General features: G+C 46.4%; 13 protein-coding genes. 9 read left to right on the top strand and 4 right to left on the bottom strand.

The annotated features are described in order from the left end of the window. The first annotated feature begins 43 nt into the window (after positions 1-43). The 6 genes from J0A68_RS07575 to J0A68_RS07550 all read left to right on the top strand — a co-directional run bounded on the left by J0A68_RS07575 (position 44) and on the right by J0A68_RS07550 (position 7,677). The gene (locus tag J0A68_RS07575) at positions 44-844 is read left to right on the top strand and encodes a Fic family protein (RefSeq protein ID WP_206577580.1); all 801 of its coding nucleotides are present in this window, start codon (positions 44-46) and stop codon (positions 842-844) included. A gap of 95 nt (positions 845-939) precedes the next feature. Continuing rightward, the gene (locus J0A68_RS07570; protein ID WP_206577579.1) at positions 940-4,896 is read left to right on the top strand and encodes a class I SAM-dependent DNA methyltransferase; all 3,957 of its coding nucleotides are present in this window, start codon (positions 940-942) and stop codon (positions 4,894-4,896) included. Positions 4,897-5,255: 359 nt separating this feature from the next. After that, positions 5,256-6,167: a restriction endonuclease gene (locus J0A68_RS07565; protein ID WP_206577578.1), complete on the top strand. Its 912-nt coding sequence runs from the start codon at positions 5,256-5,258 to the stop codon at positions 6,165-6,167. Positions 6,168-6,276: 109 nt separating this feature from the next. Further along, positions 6,277-6,744 (top strand): hypothetical protein, encoded by a 468-nt coding sequence (locus J0A68_RS07560; RefSeq protein ID WP_206577577.1) that lies wholly within the window; start codon positions 6,277-6,279, stop codon positions 6,742-6,744. Positions 6,745-6,753: 9 nt separating this feature from the next. Beyond that, positions 6,754-7,230 (top strand): helix-turn-helix domain-containing protein, encoded by a 477-nt coding sequence (locus tag J0A68_RS07555; RefSeq protein WP_206577576.1) that lies wholly within the window; start codon positions 6,754-6,756, stop codon positions 7,228-7,230. Between the two features lie 3 nt (positions 7,231-7,233). After that, positions 7,234-7,677, top strand: a complete 444-nt coding sequence (locus tag J0A68_RS07550; protein WP_206577575.1) for a hypothetical protein — start codon at positions 7,234-7,236, stop codon at positions 7,675-7,677. Positions 7,678-7,690: 13 nt separating this feature from the next. On the opposite strand, the gene J0A68_RS07545 is transcribed toward J0A68_RS07550, so the two are convergent. The 3 genes from J0A68_RS07545 to J0A68_RS07535 all read right to left on the bottom strand — a co-directional run bounded on the left by J0A68_RS07545 (position 7,691) and on the right by J0A68_RS07535 (position 12,603). Next, complete coding sequence (locus tag J0A68_RS07545; RefSeq protein WP_206577574.1) at positions 7,691-8,791, bottom strand: Fic family protein; 1,101 nt, start codon at positions 8,789-8,791, stop codon at positions 7,691-7,693. 508 nt (positions 8,792-9,299) lie between these two features. Next, complete coding sequence (locus J0A68_RS07540) at positions 9,300-10,007, bottom strand: SDR family oxidoreductase (RefSeq protein WP_206577573.1); 708 nt, start codon at positions 10,005-10,007, stop codon at positions 9,300-9,302. A 265-nt stretch (positions 10,008-10,272) separates the two neighbouring features. Further along, positions 10,273-12,603, bottom strand: a complete 2,331-nt coding sequence (locus J0A68_RS07535) for an ATP-binding protein (protein ID WP_206577572.1) — start codon at positions 12,601-12,603, stop codon at positions 10,273-10,275. A 74-nt stretch (positions 12,604-12,677) separates the two neighbouring features. Here J0A68_RS07535 and J0A68_RS07530 point away from each other — a divergent pair, with 74 nt between their 5' ends. Next, the gene (locus J0A68_RS07530; protein ID WP_206577571.1) at positions 12,678-13,436 is read left to right on the top strand and encodes a LytR/AlgR family response regulator transcription factor; all 759 of its coding nucleotides are present in this window, start codon (positions 12,678-12,680) and stop codon (positions 13,434-13,436) included. A 27-nt stretch (positions 13,437-13,463) separates the two neighbouring features. Here J0A68_RS07530 and J0A68_RS07525 read toward each other — a convergent pair whose 3' ends face one another. Continuing rightward, positions 13,464-13,883 carry a response regulator gene (locus J0A68_RS07525; protein ID WP_262897999.1) on the bottom strand — a complete coding sequence of 140 codons (420 nt, stop codon included), beginning with the start codon at positions 13,881-13,883 and terminating at the stop codon, positions 13,464-13,466. Positions 13,884-14,606: 723 nt separating this feature from the next. On the opposite strand from J0A68_RS07525, the gene J0A68_RS07520 reads away from it, so the two are divergent. Together J0A68_RS07520 and J0A68_RS07515 are read left to right on the top strand one after the other, a co-directional pair. Then, on the top strand, positions 14,607-14,951 hold the full coding sequence (locus J0A68_RS07520) for a hypothetical protein (RefSeq protein WP_206577569.1): 345 nt from the start codon (positions 14,607-14,609) through the stop codon (positions 14,949-14,951). 343 nt (positions 14,952-15,294) lie between these two features. Further along, positions 15,295-17,433, top strand: coding sequence for a catalase (locus tag J0A68_RS07515; protein WP_206577568.1), 2,139 nt, complete (start codon positions 15,295-15,297; stop codon positions 17,431-17,433). The last annotated feature ends 34 nt before the right edge of the window (positions 17,434-17,467 follow it).

Below are 17,467 nucleotides of genomic sequence, written 5' to 3'. Positions count from 1 at the left end.
GAATATGCAATTTTGGAGTAAGGACTATTTGGGATAGTGTTGCATGATGGATATCGCAGATTTAATTCAACAATATAGATCACTGAAGATTGACGAAATCATCGACCATGAGAAATTTAATCTCATTTCGATAGTTCATCACTCTACTTCTATTGAAGGCTCTACGCTTACGGAAGTTGAAACGCAGGTTTTGCTAAATGAGGGGCTTACTCCAAAAGGCAAACCCATACAGGATAGTTTGATGGTTACTGACCATTTTAAAGCTTTAAAATTTACGTTGCAGGAAGCCAAAAGAAAAAGGCCCGTTACAGCCGAGTTTATCCAGGAAATAAACGCCCATGTCGTCCACAGTACTGGAGCTGTTTATAATACTGTTTTCGGGACAATTGATGCTCGAACGGGGGCTTTTCGAAAAGGGAATGTAAGTGCTGGAGCTTCCTATTTCCCCAATTACGAGAAGGTAGAATCCATGACTATTGCTTTGGCATCAAAAGTCAAGGAAAAGATGAATAAAGAAATCACCATCAATGAGCAGCTTAACCTTTCCTTCGACGCTCATTTCAACTTGGTGAGCATCCATCCTTTTTATGACGGCAATGGACGCACCTCGAGATTGCTGATGAACTATATCCAACACTTTTACGAGTTGCCGTTGGCGATTGTGTTTAGCGAGTCAAAAGCAGAATATATTCAGGCCTTGATAGACACAAGGGCCCAGAGCAACCTGGAAATATTCCGATCGTTTATGCGGGATGAGTATTCCAAGCTCCTTCAATCAGAGATTCGTAAGATTGAAGAGATCAACAAGCCCAAAAAAGGGTCTGGGTTTAACCTGATGTTCTGACGCAGTTTTTTTCGACAACCCAATCTCTCCTATTGCCTTTTTAGTCAAAAAAAAATGCATCTTGAGAACAGTTTTTTCTAGCAAGCTGACTCCCGATGACCGAAAAGTTTCTCAAGCCCAAACAAGCCCTCAATCCCGCATTTCGCAAAGTAAAACCCAACCGCTCGGCCATCGAGAGCTTCAAGGCAAATCTCATCCAACTCATCGATCGAATCAATGAGTCAGAATCGGAGGAGTTTCACAAAAATCTGGTCAGCGATTTTCTCAAAAAAACCTACTACGATCCCTCCCACTTCATCAATACCAAAGGGAGAAACGACCTGGTCATCCACACCGGAGACAGTGCCAAATCCAGCGTCGGCGTCATCGTCGAAGCCAAAAAGCCAAGCAGCAAGTCTGAGATGATATCGAGGGAGAGTCTTAACCGAAAGGCTTTTCAGGAACTGGTGCTGTACTACCTTAGGGAACGAATCGTCCTTAACAATCTGGAGGTAAAGCATCTCGTCGTGACCAACATCCACGAATGGTTTATTTTCGATGCACTGACCTTTGACCGCCTTTTTGCGCAAAACAAGGCTTTGGTCAAGCAGTTTGAGGATTTTGACGCGGGAAGATTGGCAGATATCAAGACTGATTTTTTTTACAAAAACATCGCTGAACCAGCCATCGAGAAGGTCAAGGATCAAATTACTTTCACCTACTTTGATTTCAGGGAATACGACAAAGCGCTGCGAAATTCGGACAAGGCCGATGATACGAAGCTCATTGCGCTTTTCAAGCTCCTTTCTCCCGAGCATTTGCTGAAGTTGCCTTTTGCTAACGACAGCAACAGTCTAGACAAGCGCTTTTACGCTGAGTTGCTGCACATCATCGGTCTTACCGAGACTAAGGAAGGCGGTAAGAAGCTCATCGAGCGTAGCAGCAAAGGCAGCCGAAACTCCGGAAGTATCCTGGAGGATGCGATGATACAGCTGGACACTTACGACAAGATCAGCCAACTCACGAAACCCAGTCAATACGGCGGCAGCGCCGAGGAACGACTTTTCAATGTGGGGCTGGAGCTGAGCATCACTTGGATCAACCGAGTGCTGTTCCTCAAGCTTTTGGAAGCGCAGCTCATCGCCTACCACAAAGGAGATACCTCCTATTCCTTTCTAAACAAGAAGAAAATCCATGATTGGGATGACTTGAATTCCCTGTTTTTTCAGGTTTTGGCCAAGAGAACCGAGGACAGAAACGAGGACGTAAGGGCGGCTTTTGCCCAAGTCCCCTACCTGAACTCCTCCCTTTTTGAGCCGACCGAGATGGAGCAAAAAACCATCATGGTCAACTTTCTGAAAAATGAGAAGACTATCCCCGTGATCTCTTCTACGGTTTTGAAGGACGGTCAAGGGAAAAAGCTGACGGGAGAACTCACGACTTTGGAATACCTGTTCCGATTTCTGGATGCCTACGATTTCGCCAGCGAGGGTTCGGAGGAAATCCAGGAGGACAACAAAACCCTGATTAATGCCTCGGTGCTGGGTTTGATCTTCGAGAAAATCAACGGCTACAAAGACGGCTCCTTCTTTACTCCCGGTTTTATCACGATGTACATGTGTCGGGAAACCATCCGAAAGGCCGTCGTGCAGAAGTTTGTCGAGGCGGGGTATCGTAAACCCTCCAAGGGTTCGGAACCCTTGGAGGGTTCTCCCCTAGAATTTGACGACCTGTATGACCTGATCGAAGATCGAGCCGAAGCCAACCAGCTGGTCAACTCCCTGAAAATCTGCGATCCGGCCGTGGGCTCAGGGCACTTTCTCGTATCCGCGCTCAATGAGATCATTGCGGTCAAAAACGACCTAAAAATCCTACAAGACCGAAAGGGAAAGCGGCTGAAGGAATACCAGGTCGAAGTGGTGAATGACGAACTGATCGTCAAGGACGAAGATGGGGAACTCTTTGCCTACCACCCCAACAACAAAGAATCCCAACGAATCCAGGAAACGCTCTTTCACGAGAAGCAGACAATCATCGAAAACTGCCTCTTCGGAGTAGATATCAACCCCAACTCGGTCAAAATCTGTCGGCTACGGCTTTGGATCGAGCTGCTGAAAAGTGCCTATTACAAGGACGCTAATGCGACCAAAGCCAACAGTTCGCCAGTATGCTATGAAGGTTCTGATGAAGTAAGGCCGGAATACAAAGACCTGTCAGGTTTTGGAAACCTGACAGGTCTCCGCGAACTCGAAACCCTGCCCAACATCGACATCAATATCAAAGTGGGCAATTCCTTGGTCAGCCGCTTTGCGCTGGATTCTGACCTCAAGTCAGCACTGAAGGGAACCTGGAAGATCGAGGACTACAAAGTCGCCGTCTCCACCTACCGCAATGCCAAATCTAAGGACGAAAAACGGGCAATGGAAGCCCTGATCGCACAGATCAAAACCAACTTCCGCTCCGAGATCGCCAAAAATGACCCAAAAATTATCCGCAAAGCCAAGCTGGGCGGTGAGCTGTACAACCTGACCAGCCAAACCGGGCTCTTTGAAGAATCCGCCAAGGAAAAGAAAATCCGCCTAGCGAAGGTGGAAAAAGTCAGCGCAGAGCTCAACAAACTGGACAGCCAAATCGAGGAGATCAAAGCCAACCAGATCTATGAAAACGCTTTTGAATGGCGCTTTGAATTCCCAGAAGTCCTAAGTGATGAGGGGGATTTTGTGGGATTTGATGTCATGATAGGCAATCCGCCCTACATCCGACAGGAGGAGTTTTCCGCGCTGAAGCCCTACCTACAGGGACGTTTCCGAACTTTTGCAGGCACTGCCGACCTCTATGTGTACTTCGTGGAGTTGAGTATGAACCTGTTGAAAAGCTGTGGCAACTTTGTCTTCATCATCCCCAACAAATGGATGCGGGCTGGATACGGCAAGGCGCTGCGCAGCTATGTGAAGGAATTCGCCATCCAGGAGCTTCTGGACTTTGGGGACTTGCAAGTCTTCGAGGAGGCGACCACCTATCCCCTGATCATTGCTTTGGGCAAGTCCCAACCGGGAGCCAATTTCCATGCTGTCAACTTGAACACCTTGGACTTTCCTGACGGGATGGAAAATTACCTTAGACAAAACCAACTGGAAGTCTCCCCTGCTGGCCTTTCCGAGGAAGGCTGGACGCTGACTGACAGTCGATCCCAGGCACTTCTTCTCAAGCTCAAGTCCCAGGGCGTTCCCCTATCGGAGTACGTGGATGGGAAAATCTTCTACGGTATCAAAACCGGATACAACGAAGCCTTTGTGATCGATGCGGAAACCCGAGAACGCCTGATCGCCGAAGACCCCAAAAGCGCGGAGATCATCAAGCCCTTCCTGGCGGGAAGGGATATCAAGCGCTACCAGCAGCCGAAGAGTGATAAGTTTTTGATACTATTTCCTAAGGGATTTACCATCAAGCGAAACCTGCCAATGGATGATCCAAACTATTTGCCTCAGGTTAGCGAACCTCCTCGATACGGCTACATGGGTTATGATCCGGCTTGGGCATGGGTGCAGCACCACTATCCTGCAATCGCTGGCTATCTCCGGCCCTTTGAAAAGGCTGCCAAAAAACGTAGCGATCAAGGCGACTACTGGTGGGAGCTGCGGGCCTGTGACTATTACGATGAGTTTGAGAAGAACAAAATCATGCTTCCGGACATCTCCATAAAAGCGGAAGCGCTACTGGACACCCATCAAATGTACTGCGTCAACACCGCCTACATCATCCCCAAAGGGGACAGATACCTTTTGGCCATCCTCAATTCCAAATTGGTGCACTTCTTCTATTCCAACCTTACTTCGACAATCAGAGGCGGCTATTTGAGATTCATCAGGCAGTACCTAGCCCAAATCCCGATAGCAGCGATATCCGAAGGTGACAGAGCCGAAATAGAGAACCTGGTAGAACAAATCCTGGAATCCAAAAAGCAAGACCCTAGCTCGGACACCTCGACGCTGGAAGCCGAAATCGATCAGTTGGTGTATGGGATGTATGGCTTGAGTGAGGAGGAGATTGGGATAGTGGAAAAGGGAAGTTAAATCTATATATGAAAGAACCAATAATAAAAAAAATCACTTTCTTACCAGTTGTAAAAACTTATGGCTAAAATGATTAAATAATGAATAACATTAATTTTAAGGAGTGGTATACATCAAACAATGGATATTCTATTTTACTAGATTTCAAAAATAGGCAAGTAAAATTACTTGATGAGAATCACTTTGTTAAATCTATACTATATTTTTCTGAAAGTATTCAAGGCAAGTTCAATGTAATAGACCTATTGAATGAAAACCATGAAATAGGCAATTTTATATATATGATTTTACTAAATGGATATGGAGGAAAAAATTACTTGTGGAGAAGAGAAATTGTGTTGGTACTATAGTCTAATTTTATGAAGAAAAAATCCAGATCCAAAGAAATAGCCGAAAAGACCATCTTTGCCTCCTTTCAGATTTTGAAAGAGGCTGGTGGCGAAATGCGGGGTAGCGAAGTGGTGGAGAAGCTGAGGGAAAGGCTCACCTTTGACGAATACGAAAACTTCCGCTACGAGAAGACAGGCTATATCCGCTGGGAAAGCATACTCCACTTTTTCACTATAGATTGCATGAAGGCAGGCTATATGCGCAAGCAAAGCGGCATGTGGATATTGACTGAAGAAGGTGAGGAAGCCATGAAACTTGGAGCAGAAAAGCTACTCTCCACCGCTACCAAAAAATACCGGGAATGGGATGCGCTGAACAAGCAGTCGAAAGAATCCGACCTGTCCCAGGATATAGACATAGACGATACGGAAGAGATCTCCCAAAAACAGGAAGCCCTCCTCTCCCAGTACGAGTCCAGCGCACTGGACGGAATCCGCGAGTTTGTCAACCGTAAAAATCCCTATGAATTTCAGGACTTGGTCGCAGAGCTGCTTAAGGCCATGGGATACCATATTGCTTTGGTGGCTCCCAAGGGTCGAGATGGAGGTATCGACATCATCGCCTACACCGATCCCCTGGGGGTCAACTCTCCCCGCATTATCGTTCAAGTAAAACACCGACCGGAAAACAACGTGAATTCGGACGAAATCCAAAAGCTCTCCGGTACCATGAAGCGGAATTCGGATGTCGGCATATTCGTCACCTCGGGAGATTTCAGCAGTCCGGCAAAGCAAGAGGCCACCTCTGCCTACAAGCATATCGAGCTGATCGACTTTTCCCGATTTGTCAAGCTCTGGATCGAATACTACCCCAGAATGAGCGACGAGCAGAAAAATATGCTTCCACTGCACCCGGTGTATTTTTTGGGGAGTAAGGAATAGAAAATCCTTTGTCATGCTATGAGAAATTTTGGGAACGGACAAAAATTCAAGAATGATGAGCTTGCTTATCTCGACAAAATTTTGACACATTTGTAAACTTAACTTAAAAGTGAAGCGTTGCTTTGAAATAAAGGCTTATATCAGTTTCGAAAAGACCCAATTCTACACCATCGAAGAAGTAGGAAAGGGAATCAACGAGACCGATGAGTTCTTTATCCGCTTCAAGGACAACCCTGATTATCAGAAAGATATTGCAACCATCAAGTATTGGATCCAAAAAATCGGAAAGGAATCAGGTGCCTTGGAAAGGCATTTTAGGCCGGAGAAATCCGCAGAAGCAATTCCCATCACCATTTCGAAGCTGCGGCTTTATTGTTACCGACTTAGTGATAAAATTGTGATTTTAGGCAATGGAGGGATTAAATCATCCCAAAAAGTACAAGATAGTCCAGATGCATTCCCCCATTTCGAAGTAATGAATACCCTCGCATTTGCGATTCAAATGAAATTAGAAAGTGGTCAAATTGAGATTACCAGTAATCATATTTCTGGAGATTTGACTTTTTTCACAAAATAAACCCCTAGCATGAGCGCAATTTTCGAATCAATCCAAGTAAGTGATGACGTAAAGCGTTATGTAGATCACTCGTTTGACATTGTCAATCGGATCTATGATTTGTTGGAAAAACAAGGTAAAACGCAGCGAGATCTTGCTAATCTAATGGGCAAGAAAGAGTCCGAAATCAGTAAATGGATGCAGGGCTCACATAATTTCACCTTGAAGAGCATAGCCAAGATTGAATCGGTCTTGGGTGAAAAATTGATTGTTTCTCCGAAGAGTGACGAAGTACTTGTAAAAACGGATGTATTGGCATTCTATCACCAGAATTTTGAAATAAAAGCCACTCCAATCCAGCAAATCAAATCAGCTCAGGAAGTAAAGAAAGTCTTAAATCCTATTTCCTTTCAAATTTCAGGAGAAACAGTAGCTAGAAACAACGCGTCGACTGTAGAAGTCGCCTATGCGGTTCAAGAGAAATACCCCTATTTAAAAGTAGCTTAAATCATGGCAAGTCAGCAAGTAACATTTCAATTAAAAGGAATCTCGACAGATGAGTTTGCGACGATAAAGGAATGTTATAAAGAAGAAGAAGAAAGTGTTCAGATTGAAACCGGATATACATTCGAAATTGACCCTGAGAGTTATACAGTTGCAGTACGCTTCTCTATAGTGTATAAGTGTAAAGAATCACCGTTTATCGTATTGAAACTAACCTGCTCTTTTGACGTTGAAAAGGAGTCCTTTGATGAAATGCTTGATTCTAAATTGGGTAAATACATCATCCCTAAAGGTTTTTTGACCCATTTGACTGTTTTGACTATCGGGACTGCGCGAGGGGTTTTACATGCCAAACTGGACAAAACAGGTTTTGAAAGATATATATTGCCTACCCTTAATGTAGCGGATCTGATCAAGGAAGATATGGCGTTTGAAATACCCAAATCATAGCCAAAAGCAACAATTAGACTTCCACCATCGGGAGATAGTACCGTGTATGCCTCAATTTTCCAGTTTTTTTTAAGGCTCCAATAGCTACCATTTCCGCCAGATCGCGGGTTGCGGTAGCGGGGGACGTTTTGCTGATTCGGATATAGTTCTCAGCACTCAGTCCCCCATGGAAACCGGCTGGCCCTTCTCGGAATAACCGAAGCGCGACCTTGGACTGGCGCCCATTCAGTTGATCCCGGAATTGCTCGAAATAGCGAGCCTTTTCCACGATAAATAGAATCAGTTGCTGCACATGGCCTTGGGCTTTCAATACCTCTCCAGAAAAATATACTAACCAATCAGTCACATCCGGAGAACCATTGGCACGTTCCAACCCATGATAATAGGCCTTCTTGTTTCGCTCTAGGGTACTGGAAAGAGATGTAATCAAGGGATGCTTGGCTCCCATAGCCAAGGCCTTTTCTGCAATAGCACGACCGATTCGCCCGTTTCCGTCCTCGAAAGGGTGAATCAGTTCAAAAAACAGATGCGCCAATCCAGCATGAACCAACGTAGGCATTCCTTCATTAAAAGCTCGATTGAACCAAAGCAAATAATTTTCCATCTCGCTTGGTACCCGGTGGGATGGCGGAGCTTCATAGAAAACTTGGGGTAAATCAAATCTCCCCGATACAATTTGCATAGGATCTTCGTGAACTCGGTAACCCCCAATGATTTCCAAATCAACCCTTCCATTCATTACCATTTGATGCCAGGAGAATAGACGCTCCTGGTCAAGAGGCTCACTGTAGCTTCTGTAGAGATCCACCATCATACGGGAAGCACCTGTTTCCTTGGGGCCAGATCTTCTCCCATCAGTCTGCAATCCCAGCTGGCCACGGATGGACGACTGTACGGAATCCCTGTCCAATATTTCCCCTTCGATTTTCGAGGTATCCAGCGCTTCGTTGCTCAATAGGGTCACCCGCAATTCATCCGCATCTTCAGAAGACACTCCACTAAGCGAACCTAAAATCAAACCCGTATTCCGATGGAATTCGCGTTCTAAATGAATGAAAGCAGCCGCATCAAAGGTAAAGTTTGGCCAATCCGGTCTCTCCCAAATCCATTTCATCTGTTTTTAATTGATTTAATTGGTCAGATAGCCTGTACCGATTTTCGTCGGGAGAATGCCCTAAATGATCATCTGACTGTGTGAAAAGTCATTCGCACGGGCATTTCATGAGTGATAAATCTCGTTTCTACACCTCAATATTACGAAATAAATGAGCTATAGAATGTAATTCTATAGCTCAAAGGAAAAAACTTGCTGAAAATCTAAGTTTAAACCTAACAGCAATTGGAAAGCCAGATAGAAATTGGAATTCACTAAGAGAACACCGGAGAAATTACAGGAGATAAAAGGGAGATTACCGCCTCCCCTACTTTCACACGATTTGTTCCCTATCAGAAAACCCCACACTTCCTAAAAAGTTTACACCCCACATACACAAAAACAAACATAATACATTGATTATCAAAAGATATACACTTACCGCATCGGTAAATAAGCTCAGATTCATTTTACACCTTGCCATCGTGTCCCAATACACAAACAACCTTTTTACCTTGGGCTAAAGATTTCAAAACCGTCCCGGCAAAATCAATTTGGGTGAGGTATCGGAGCCCGATTCTGCGAGTGAATCGGGGTCTCTGTTTGCCAAAAAATCCCTGACGCTTTCGATCATAGCGGAGTGGGTGACTGCATCGACCGTTTCTTCTTCAGACTCGACTCGGACGTCTAGCGTGAATCTCTTCAGATCGGCACCTTTACATTCCATTTGAAATCTGTCCCACAAGACGCCTTTGGATCCTTGGGACAGTTCACCAACTAGTCCCAGCCTGCGAGATTTCGAAACAACCTCTTTCTCCACTACCAATATCTTTGAACCCGCAGAGCGCATCAGCGGCAAAAGGCACTTGGCCAAATGAAACGAAGGCAGGAAATCAGCCTTGAACGCCTCCAACAAAGTCTCGGTACTCAGGTCCTCCAGACCTAGAATACCGGTCTCGGATCCAAAAGTGATGCAGGCAGCGCTGATAGGATACCACTTTTCCAACAGGAGCTGTTGGAAGGCTTGGACTTCTCCAAGACTTTCCAAATCGCAGGTTTCAAAATGTACTCGGCTTCTCTCTTTTGCTAAAATCCGGCTTTGCAAAAACTCCCTATCCTCACTGAGATGGTAGGAAACGACCACATCGTACCCTTCTTGCAAGAAAAGATCTATAAGAGTCGTATCTACGTCGCTTGGAGACAACGCAGGATAAATTGCTATTTGGTTTTTTTTCAAACTGAGGTGTTAAGTCGGGGTGACCAAGGGCTGTATTTCCCTAGATTCAGGAAAAACAACGTCCAATTAAGACACCAATCTGACAAAAATCACCGTATTATTTTATTTTTTTTTATATCCGGCGAGGCTTGTGATTTTTTCTTTAGGAATTGGTCGTCCTGAGCAGCAGCGTATAACCGGCTTTCACGTGGACAAGAAGTCTTGGAATCGCTGAAAATCGCCACCAGAGCATCGCTACAAGAGTTTTCGCAAAACCTCCACTCCGTCATTCTTTGAAAAATAAGGTCACCAGCGTGCCTTCGTTGAGCTTGGACCTGACTCTCAACTCTCCCCCGTGGAGCTTCACAAAATTCTTGACCGCTATCAATCCCATTCCCGTTCCTTCCACATGTTGGGAATTTGTTCCCCGATAGAATGGCGTAAAAATATATGGCAAGTCCTTTTCCGAAATTCCTATCCCATAGTCACGAACGCTGATCGAAAATCCAGACGCCCGAGATCTTACGCTGAGTTTGGGCATGCCTTTTCCATCGCTGTACTTAAGCGCATTGTTCACCAAATTGACCAAGGTCGTCTGCATCAAAAAACGATCCCACCGCACCTTGAAATCCCGCTCCATTTCAAAACCTAAACTGACCTGGTCTGCAAGGCCATATTGGCTGAGTGTGTCGACCAAAAACGAATAGAGCTTGACCTCTTCCTTCTTGAGCGTCGCACTTTCTTTCCTAAACCGCTCATAGGCCAGCGAGTTCACGACTATCTTATGCAGGTTGCCGGCCTCGTTCTCCATTTTGGCCAGATGCTTTTTGATCATGAGAAGGTTGTCCTCGGTAGGCTGGTTGAGGTAAACTCCGGACAGCTCCAAACTGGAAATGATCGTCGCCAAGGGTGTTTTGAATTCATGCGCGATGACCCCCATAAATTCGGAAAGAAAGTGCTTGAACTGTCTTTCCTTCCTCAGGGAGGCCTTGAGGGTCAATTCAGACTTCACGTGGGTGGTCACCTCGCGGACAAATGCGATGATCTTTTGTCCTCCCTCCGATCCAAAAATATTCAGCGAAGTCTCCAGCCACCGGTTTTCATGCTCCTTGGTAGTGATGCAAAGCCTGGATCGATAATGCTCCTCAGTCTGCTTGTACTTCTGTGCCAAAGTCTTCCCTATCAGGGATTTGATCTTGTTTTTGGCGTCGAGTTCCGTCACGGCAGCGCCAAAATGCTTGCTGTATCCGGGGGACAGGAAGTTGATGTTCAATTGTCCGTCGAGCACGACGATGGTGTCCGGGGAATGGTCGCCTACCGTCGATAGGATCAGCGCCTTGTCGGATGAGTCCCTCAGCAGTACCTGGTTTCTTTCTTCGTTTTCCAACGCGTTCAAGATCACCGAATACGTGCTCGCAAAGGGCTGAAGGTCTTCTACGTCACTTTCACAAAAACCCTCCGGCTTGTTTCCCAAGCCGATCAAGCCGACTACCTGGTCTCCGTTGAGAATAGGAATTCCCAGAAAGTTGGAGATGGTTGGGTGTCCGGGGATACGTTTGTTGCTGGAGTGGGGATTGGTCTTGGGACTGTTCTCGCAGATGACCTGGCCGGTCTTGATGCAGGCTCCGAAGAGATTGTCAAAGTGGCTGAAAAAAAATTTGTCGTGTTTAAGCTTGTCGATCAGCGCCTTGGACGCTTCACTGTTGTTCGAAAAATCCGTGACCGCGTGGATTTTCATCAGCTTATTCCCCTCACTGCCCACCCCGACTTCACCCACAAATCCATATTCGGCTCCGGAAATATCCAGAATAGCGTCAAGAAAAAGTTGATAAGGGTTGAAATCGGAGGTTTTGGACAAAAAAGAGTTCTGTACTTTGGATAGGCGGGATAGAATGAGCTTCTTTTTTCTCTGGCGCAATTGGAAAACCGTCGCCTCATGGATGTCTTTGAAGACCGCCATGAGATAGATCAGCCCTTCCATCTTCACTTTGGAGAAATTCACCTCAAACCAATGCCCCCTGCCGTCCTGCGAGCTTACTTTCACTTCAAATGCCTGGGAAACCGAGGCCGACTCCCTCCAATCCAAAAGCTTTTCGAAGATGGAATCGTCCATCAGAAGATCTTTTAGACCTATTCCATTGGAAAACAATGAGATGGATTTACGCATTAGCGATACCATGTCGTAGTTTATCGCTGTCGTGGACTCCAAGGAATAGTCAAAAAGCACGGCAGGAGTGCCCAGCCTATCCATGTATTCTTGAAGCCGCCTGCGTGATATCTCAAAATAGCGCTCCACATTGCTGGGAAAAAGCATCAGGTGAAGCCGTTCCCCGTCCCCGCTTACCCAAGCGACCTCCTTGGCAAAAACCTGTGTTCCGCCCTTCCCAAACTCCACCGTAGCGTCCGAGTCAGACTGCGACGGATAGCGGTCCTTCCGCTTTCCCAGCTCTTCGGGAAGTGGCGCTGCCAGGTCATAATCCCCCAGACAGGAAATCTGATCCCAGTCTATCACAGGAAAAAGTATCTTTATCCTTTCGGAAATTTTCAGGATAGAATAGTCAAAAAGGGAAAAAATCAAGTCTTCCATACCGGTGCCATCAACGGAGCTACCTTCCATCTATCGTTTTTTTTTACTTTTTTAGTAGAGGACAACTAATTTAATCAAATAAACCATTTCGGAAACGCCAATTCATGAAAGCTAAGAGTCTGAAAACAAAAGTGCTGCTGGTCGAGGACAATGCAAACCTGTCCGAAAACATCAGCGAACTGCTCAAATTGAATGGATACGAAGTTTTGGGAATCTATGAGTCCGCGGAGGAGGCAGGCGAAAACATGATGGAATCCTCCCCGGATTTGGTGTTGATAGACATCAAACTCAAGGGAAAGAAGACCGGAATAGAGCTGGCAGAGGAGCTGAGAAGGGATTTTCAGCTGCCACTGGTATTTATCACCTCGGCCTCCGGCAAAGAAGTCATTTCCCGGGTCAAGTATTTAGAGCCTGACGGATTTATCGTCAAGCCCTTCACCAAAGAGTCTCTAATCACCACGGTGGAGCTGGCGATTTCGAACTACAAGACCAAGCGCAAAAAATCAGAAAGAACCCAGACAAGTTTGGCTGACACCAAGCCACACATGAACGAAATTTTCATCAGGGACAACGGGTGGCTCAAAAAAATCAAAAGTGTGGATATTCTTTGGATCAAGGCAGAAGGCACCTATACCCATCTGAATGTGGGGGGCAAGCAATATACCCTGCGGAATACCGTAAAGGAAATCATGGGCAAACTGGACGAGAATGAGTTCGTGAGGGTTCACAAGTCATTCATCGTCAACTTGGAGAAGATTGAGGCCTTCAATCATGACATCATCAAAATCGAGGACTCGGAAATCCCAATAGGAAGAAACTATTACAAAGACCTGATCAATAGGGTCAATAAAATCAACAACTAGCAGATCGCTCCAGAGGGCAAAACCATTCTATTGATCGGATTTGGCCTGGCATTTCGCCACGAGGTCCTCGATCACACTCATCTCCAAGGGTTTGACGTAGTACTCGTCCACCTCGCTTCGGTTCATTGCTGAGGAAAAATCATCTGGATCCAAGCTGCTGGTGAGCATGACCAACAGGGTTTTAGACTTCACCTGCGGGGAAAACTTCCTGTATTCGTCCAAAAATTCCCAGCCGTTTATTTCCGGCATGTTCAGGTCTAGCATGATCAAGTCCGGAAACCTTTCCCCCTTTTGCTGTTTATTGGCGAGCAATTCCAAACCCATCCTACCCCCTAGCCCAACTTCAATAGTGTCGGCATGGCCCGATTTTTCAAGCATCCTCTTGTTGACAAAGTTCATAACCTGGTCATCATCAACCAATAGTACTTTCAGTTTCCTGCGACACATAATCTAGCTATGTTTCAGTGATTTGCTTAGCGAGAAGAAGCGCTGTCTTCTGGTTTTCCAGGCTTCAAAATCCGTCTAGCATACTCGGACTACCAGAAACCCCTTGGAATGGCCTAGTGTGGTAAAGTACCAACTTCCACCTTTTTCCGACAGCGCTTTCCTGGTTTGTGTTACCACTCGTAGCGGAAGTGCGTTCGAAAGGCACCTTTATGTAATCCATCCCAACCCCGCCTTTCGCAGGTGAGCCAAAGTCAAACATGAAAGCGGAACGATACCATCACCAAAAATCTGGCTTTAGGTATATGATGATGTCCTGAGAGAATTCCAAACGCTCCGATGAGCGGGGATTTAGAAGAAAAACAGCCTTTCGTCAGAGGCGAAAATCCAATTTAAAAAATTTTTTATGCAATTTTATGAATAGGAATTCCATATTTTTAAATTCAAACAACATTATAGCCAGAAAACTGATAACAACTTCCCAAGATATGCCTCAGAAACCGCTCAAAAAAAACTGTCGGTTTTTCGAAGAATTCCATACCTCGGTACGTTTAAAAGTCAGCCTTCAGGATTTGAAAGTGTTTTCTGAAGACTAGAGGCACGGATTTTCGGATGGAATTCCAACGCCTTCTTTTTTTCAATTAGCGATCTACCCTGTTTTTGGTCTGTCTTGCTGGCTTTCGGCTGCGACTCATATTTTGTTTTAAAACCTTTTTACTGTTACACATGATTTTTTTCGCGGCACTTTGCTCCTTTATGCTTTTCGCATCCCTTCTCTCACTCGTTTTAACCCTAGACTCCAAAACAAGCAAATGCATTACCCGTCTGGGTAGGAACGTGAAAATCTGGCATCCCCTGAAGACACTCCTCATCAATGTCGATACCGACCTGAAAGGATGGAGACTGACAAGCTTCAAGCTGCCCGGTCTGGGAAAAATCTACTCGCTCAAGCTTGAATTTCGGTCTGGGAACGCCAAGACAGTCTACTCTAGAACTACTTCAAGCAATCTCCATGATTTGGTCTATTTCCTCGAGAGGAACGCTGGAGACAGGAGAAGGACAGCCGCCTAAGGCTATTTTCACCCTTCTTTCTCTCAATTGTCGGATGCTTTCTGTTTTTGTACAGAGTGTGGATTGTATGGGACATCGGGTGGGCCGTCGCCTGCGCAAAGGACATTCAGCCAGAAATAGCCACAACAGAAAATGTGCTCCGCCAAGCTTTTTGCCGAGCGATGTTATCAAGCCCAAAAACTCCCTGTAGTTCCTCTGGAAGCAGTTTTCTTAGTCTATCTGAACGCTAGTCTACCAAAGCAGGGATCTCCCCTGGCTCCTTTACCTCTCTTTTTTCAAGACTCCTAAATGGTATGGAATGTTATTGGAACGGCTGACTGCCAACCACTAAACAAATCCCATCATGAAAGACAAGAAATCTCAAAAAGAGCCTAAGAACGAGAAAATCCAAGATCTCCATGTAAACACCGAAGATGGTAGCGGCGAAATGATGACCAACAACCAAGGCGTGGGAATCAACGATGACCAAAACTCCCTCCTTGCCGGGGAAAGAGGCCCGACACTTTTGGAGGATTTTCAGTTTCGCGAGAAAATGACCCACTTCGACCACGAGCGCATTCCGGAGCGAATCGTCCACGCCAGAGGCGAAGGTGCGCATGGTTATTTTGAGAGCTACGGCGACTTTTCCGAACTGACAAAAGCCTCCTTCCTCGGAGAGAAAGGAAAACGAACCCCGGTTTTCGCTCGCTTCAGCACCGTGGCAGGATTCAGGGGATCCACCGATCTGGCCAGGGATGTAAGGGGCTTCGCCGTAAAGTTTTACACCGATGAGGGCAACTATGACTTGGTCGGTAACAACATGCCGGTCTTTTTCATCCAAGACGCGATGAAATTCCCCGATCTGATCCATGCCGTCAAGCCCGAGCAAGACAACGAAATTCCACAGGCAGCTTCCGCCCATAATACTTTTTGGGACTTCATTTCATTGATGCCCGAGAGCATGCACATGATCATGTGGGCGATGAGTGACAGGGCTTTGCCACGAAGCTTGGCAATGATGGAAGGTTTTGGCGTCCACACCTTTCGGTTTGTGAATGCCAAGGGCAAATCCTCCTTCGTCAAATTCCACTGGAAGCCCAAGTTGGGGACCCACTCGGTGACTTGGGAGGAAGCCCAAAAGATTTCAGGGCAAGATCCTGATTTTCACCGACGGGATCTCTGGAATGCCATCGAAAGCGGCAACTTTCCGGAATGGGAATTTGGCGTACAGGTAGTCCGGGAAGAGGACGAGCACAAGTTTGACTTTGACTTACTCGACCCCACCAAGCTTATCCCCGAAGAGCTGGTACAGGTTCAGATACTCGGAAAAATGGTGCTCAACCGCAATCCGGACAACTTTTTCGCAGAAACCGAGCAGATTGCTTTTCACCCAGGCCACCTGGTGCCTGGAATAGACTTCACCAACGATCCACTCCTCCAAGGCCGTTTGTTTTCCTACACAGATACCCAGCTTTCTCGCTTGGGGGGGCCGAACTTTGCTGAAATCCCCATCAACCGCCCCATCGTCCCCGTGCACAACAACCAGCGGGGAGGATCGATGCGGCTGACCATCAACAAAGGCAAGGGGGGCTACCACCCCAACCAAGGAAATGGAGGCTGTCCTTATCAGGCTGCGATGGCCGACGGCGGATTTGTATCGCATCATGAAAGGATCGAAGGCTACAAAATCCGTAAAAGAAGTAAGAGCTTTCTCGATCACTTCAGCCAGGCAAAGCTCTTTTACGAGAGCCAGACTGCTCTGGAGCAGCGGCACATCATCGAAGCCTTGAGGTTTGAGCTGGGGAAGGTGACCGATGAGAAAATCAGGGAAAGAATGGTGGGAATGCTCTCCTACGTCAATAAAGAGCTGGCCAAAAATGTGGCCGAGGGACTGGGGATCAAAGAGATCAAGACTCCGGAAAAACCCCTCAACCACAGCTACGGAGCTGATGCCAACCCGCAAGACTACCAGCCGACAACGGTGAAATCGAAAATCCAAAAATCAGAGAAACTGAGCCTGATGGCCTCTCCGGGCAAAGGCATACAGGGCAGGGTGATTGCTATTTTGGCTGCAGATGGGGTAGATTCCGATGCTGTAGAAAAATTCCAAAAAGCATTCAATAGCGCCGGGGCAGACTCGAAAATCATCAGCAAAAATGGAGGATCCATCACGGCTTCAGGCGGAAAGACGATCAAAGTTGACCATAGTCTGGTGACTACGTCTTCTGTCTTGTTTGACGCAGTATATGTGCCGGACGGAGCAGAAAGTGTGGAGACGCTCAAGGACGAACCACTGGCGATCCGATTTTTGGATGAATCCTATAGGCACTACAAGTTTATCGCAGTAGACGGGTCAGGAAGGTCACTTTGGGACATGACCTATGCCTCGAGAAACGCCAAGCCGAAAGGAGTCTTGTTTGACCAGGCCCCCAGCTCCTTCGTCGAGGCGATCTCCAAGCACAGGATATGGGAAAGGGAGGATGCCAAAAAAATCCCGGTCTAGGGACGCTTCGGGCGGCAGCGTCAAGCTTCCGCCC

The sequence above is a fragment of the Algoriphagus oliviformis genome, from assembly GCF_017254915.1.
Lineage (GTDB): Bacteria > Bacteroidota > Bacteroidia > Cytophagales > Cyclobacteriaceae > Algoriphagus > Algoriphagus oliviformis.
The sequence above is the reverse complement of the archived record's forward strand: the minus strand, read 5'-3'. Positions and strand labels throughout refer to the sequence as shown.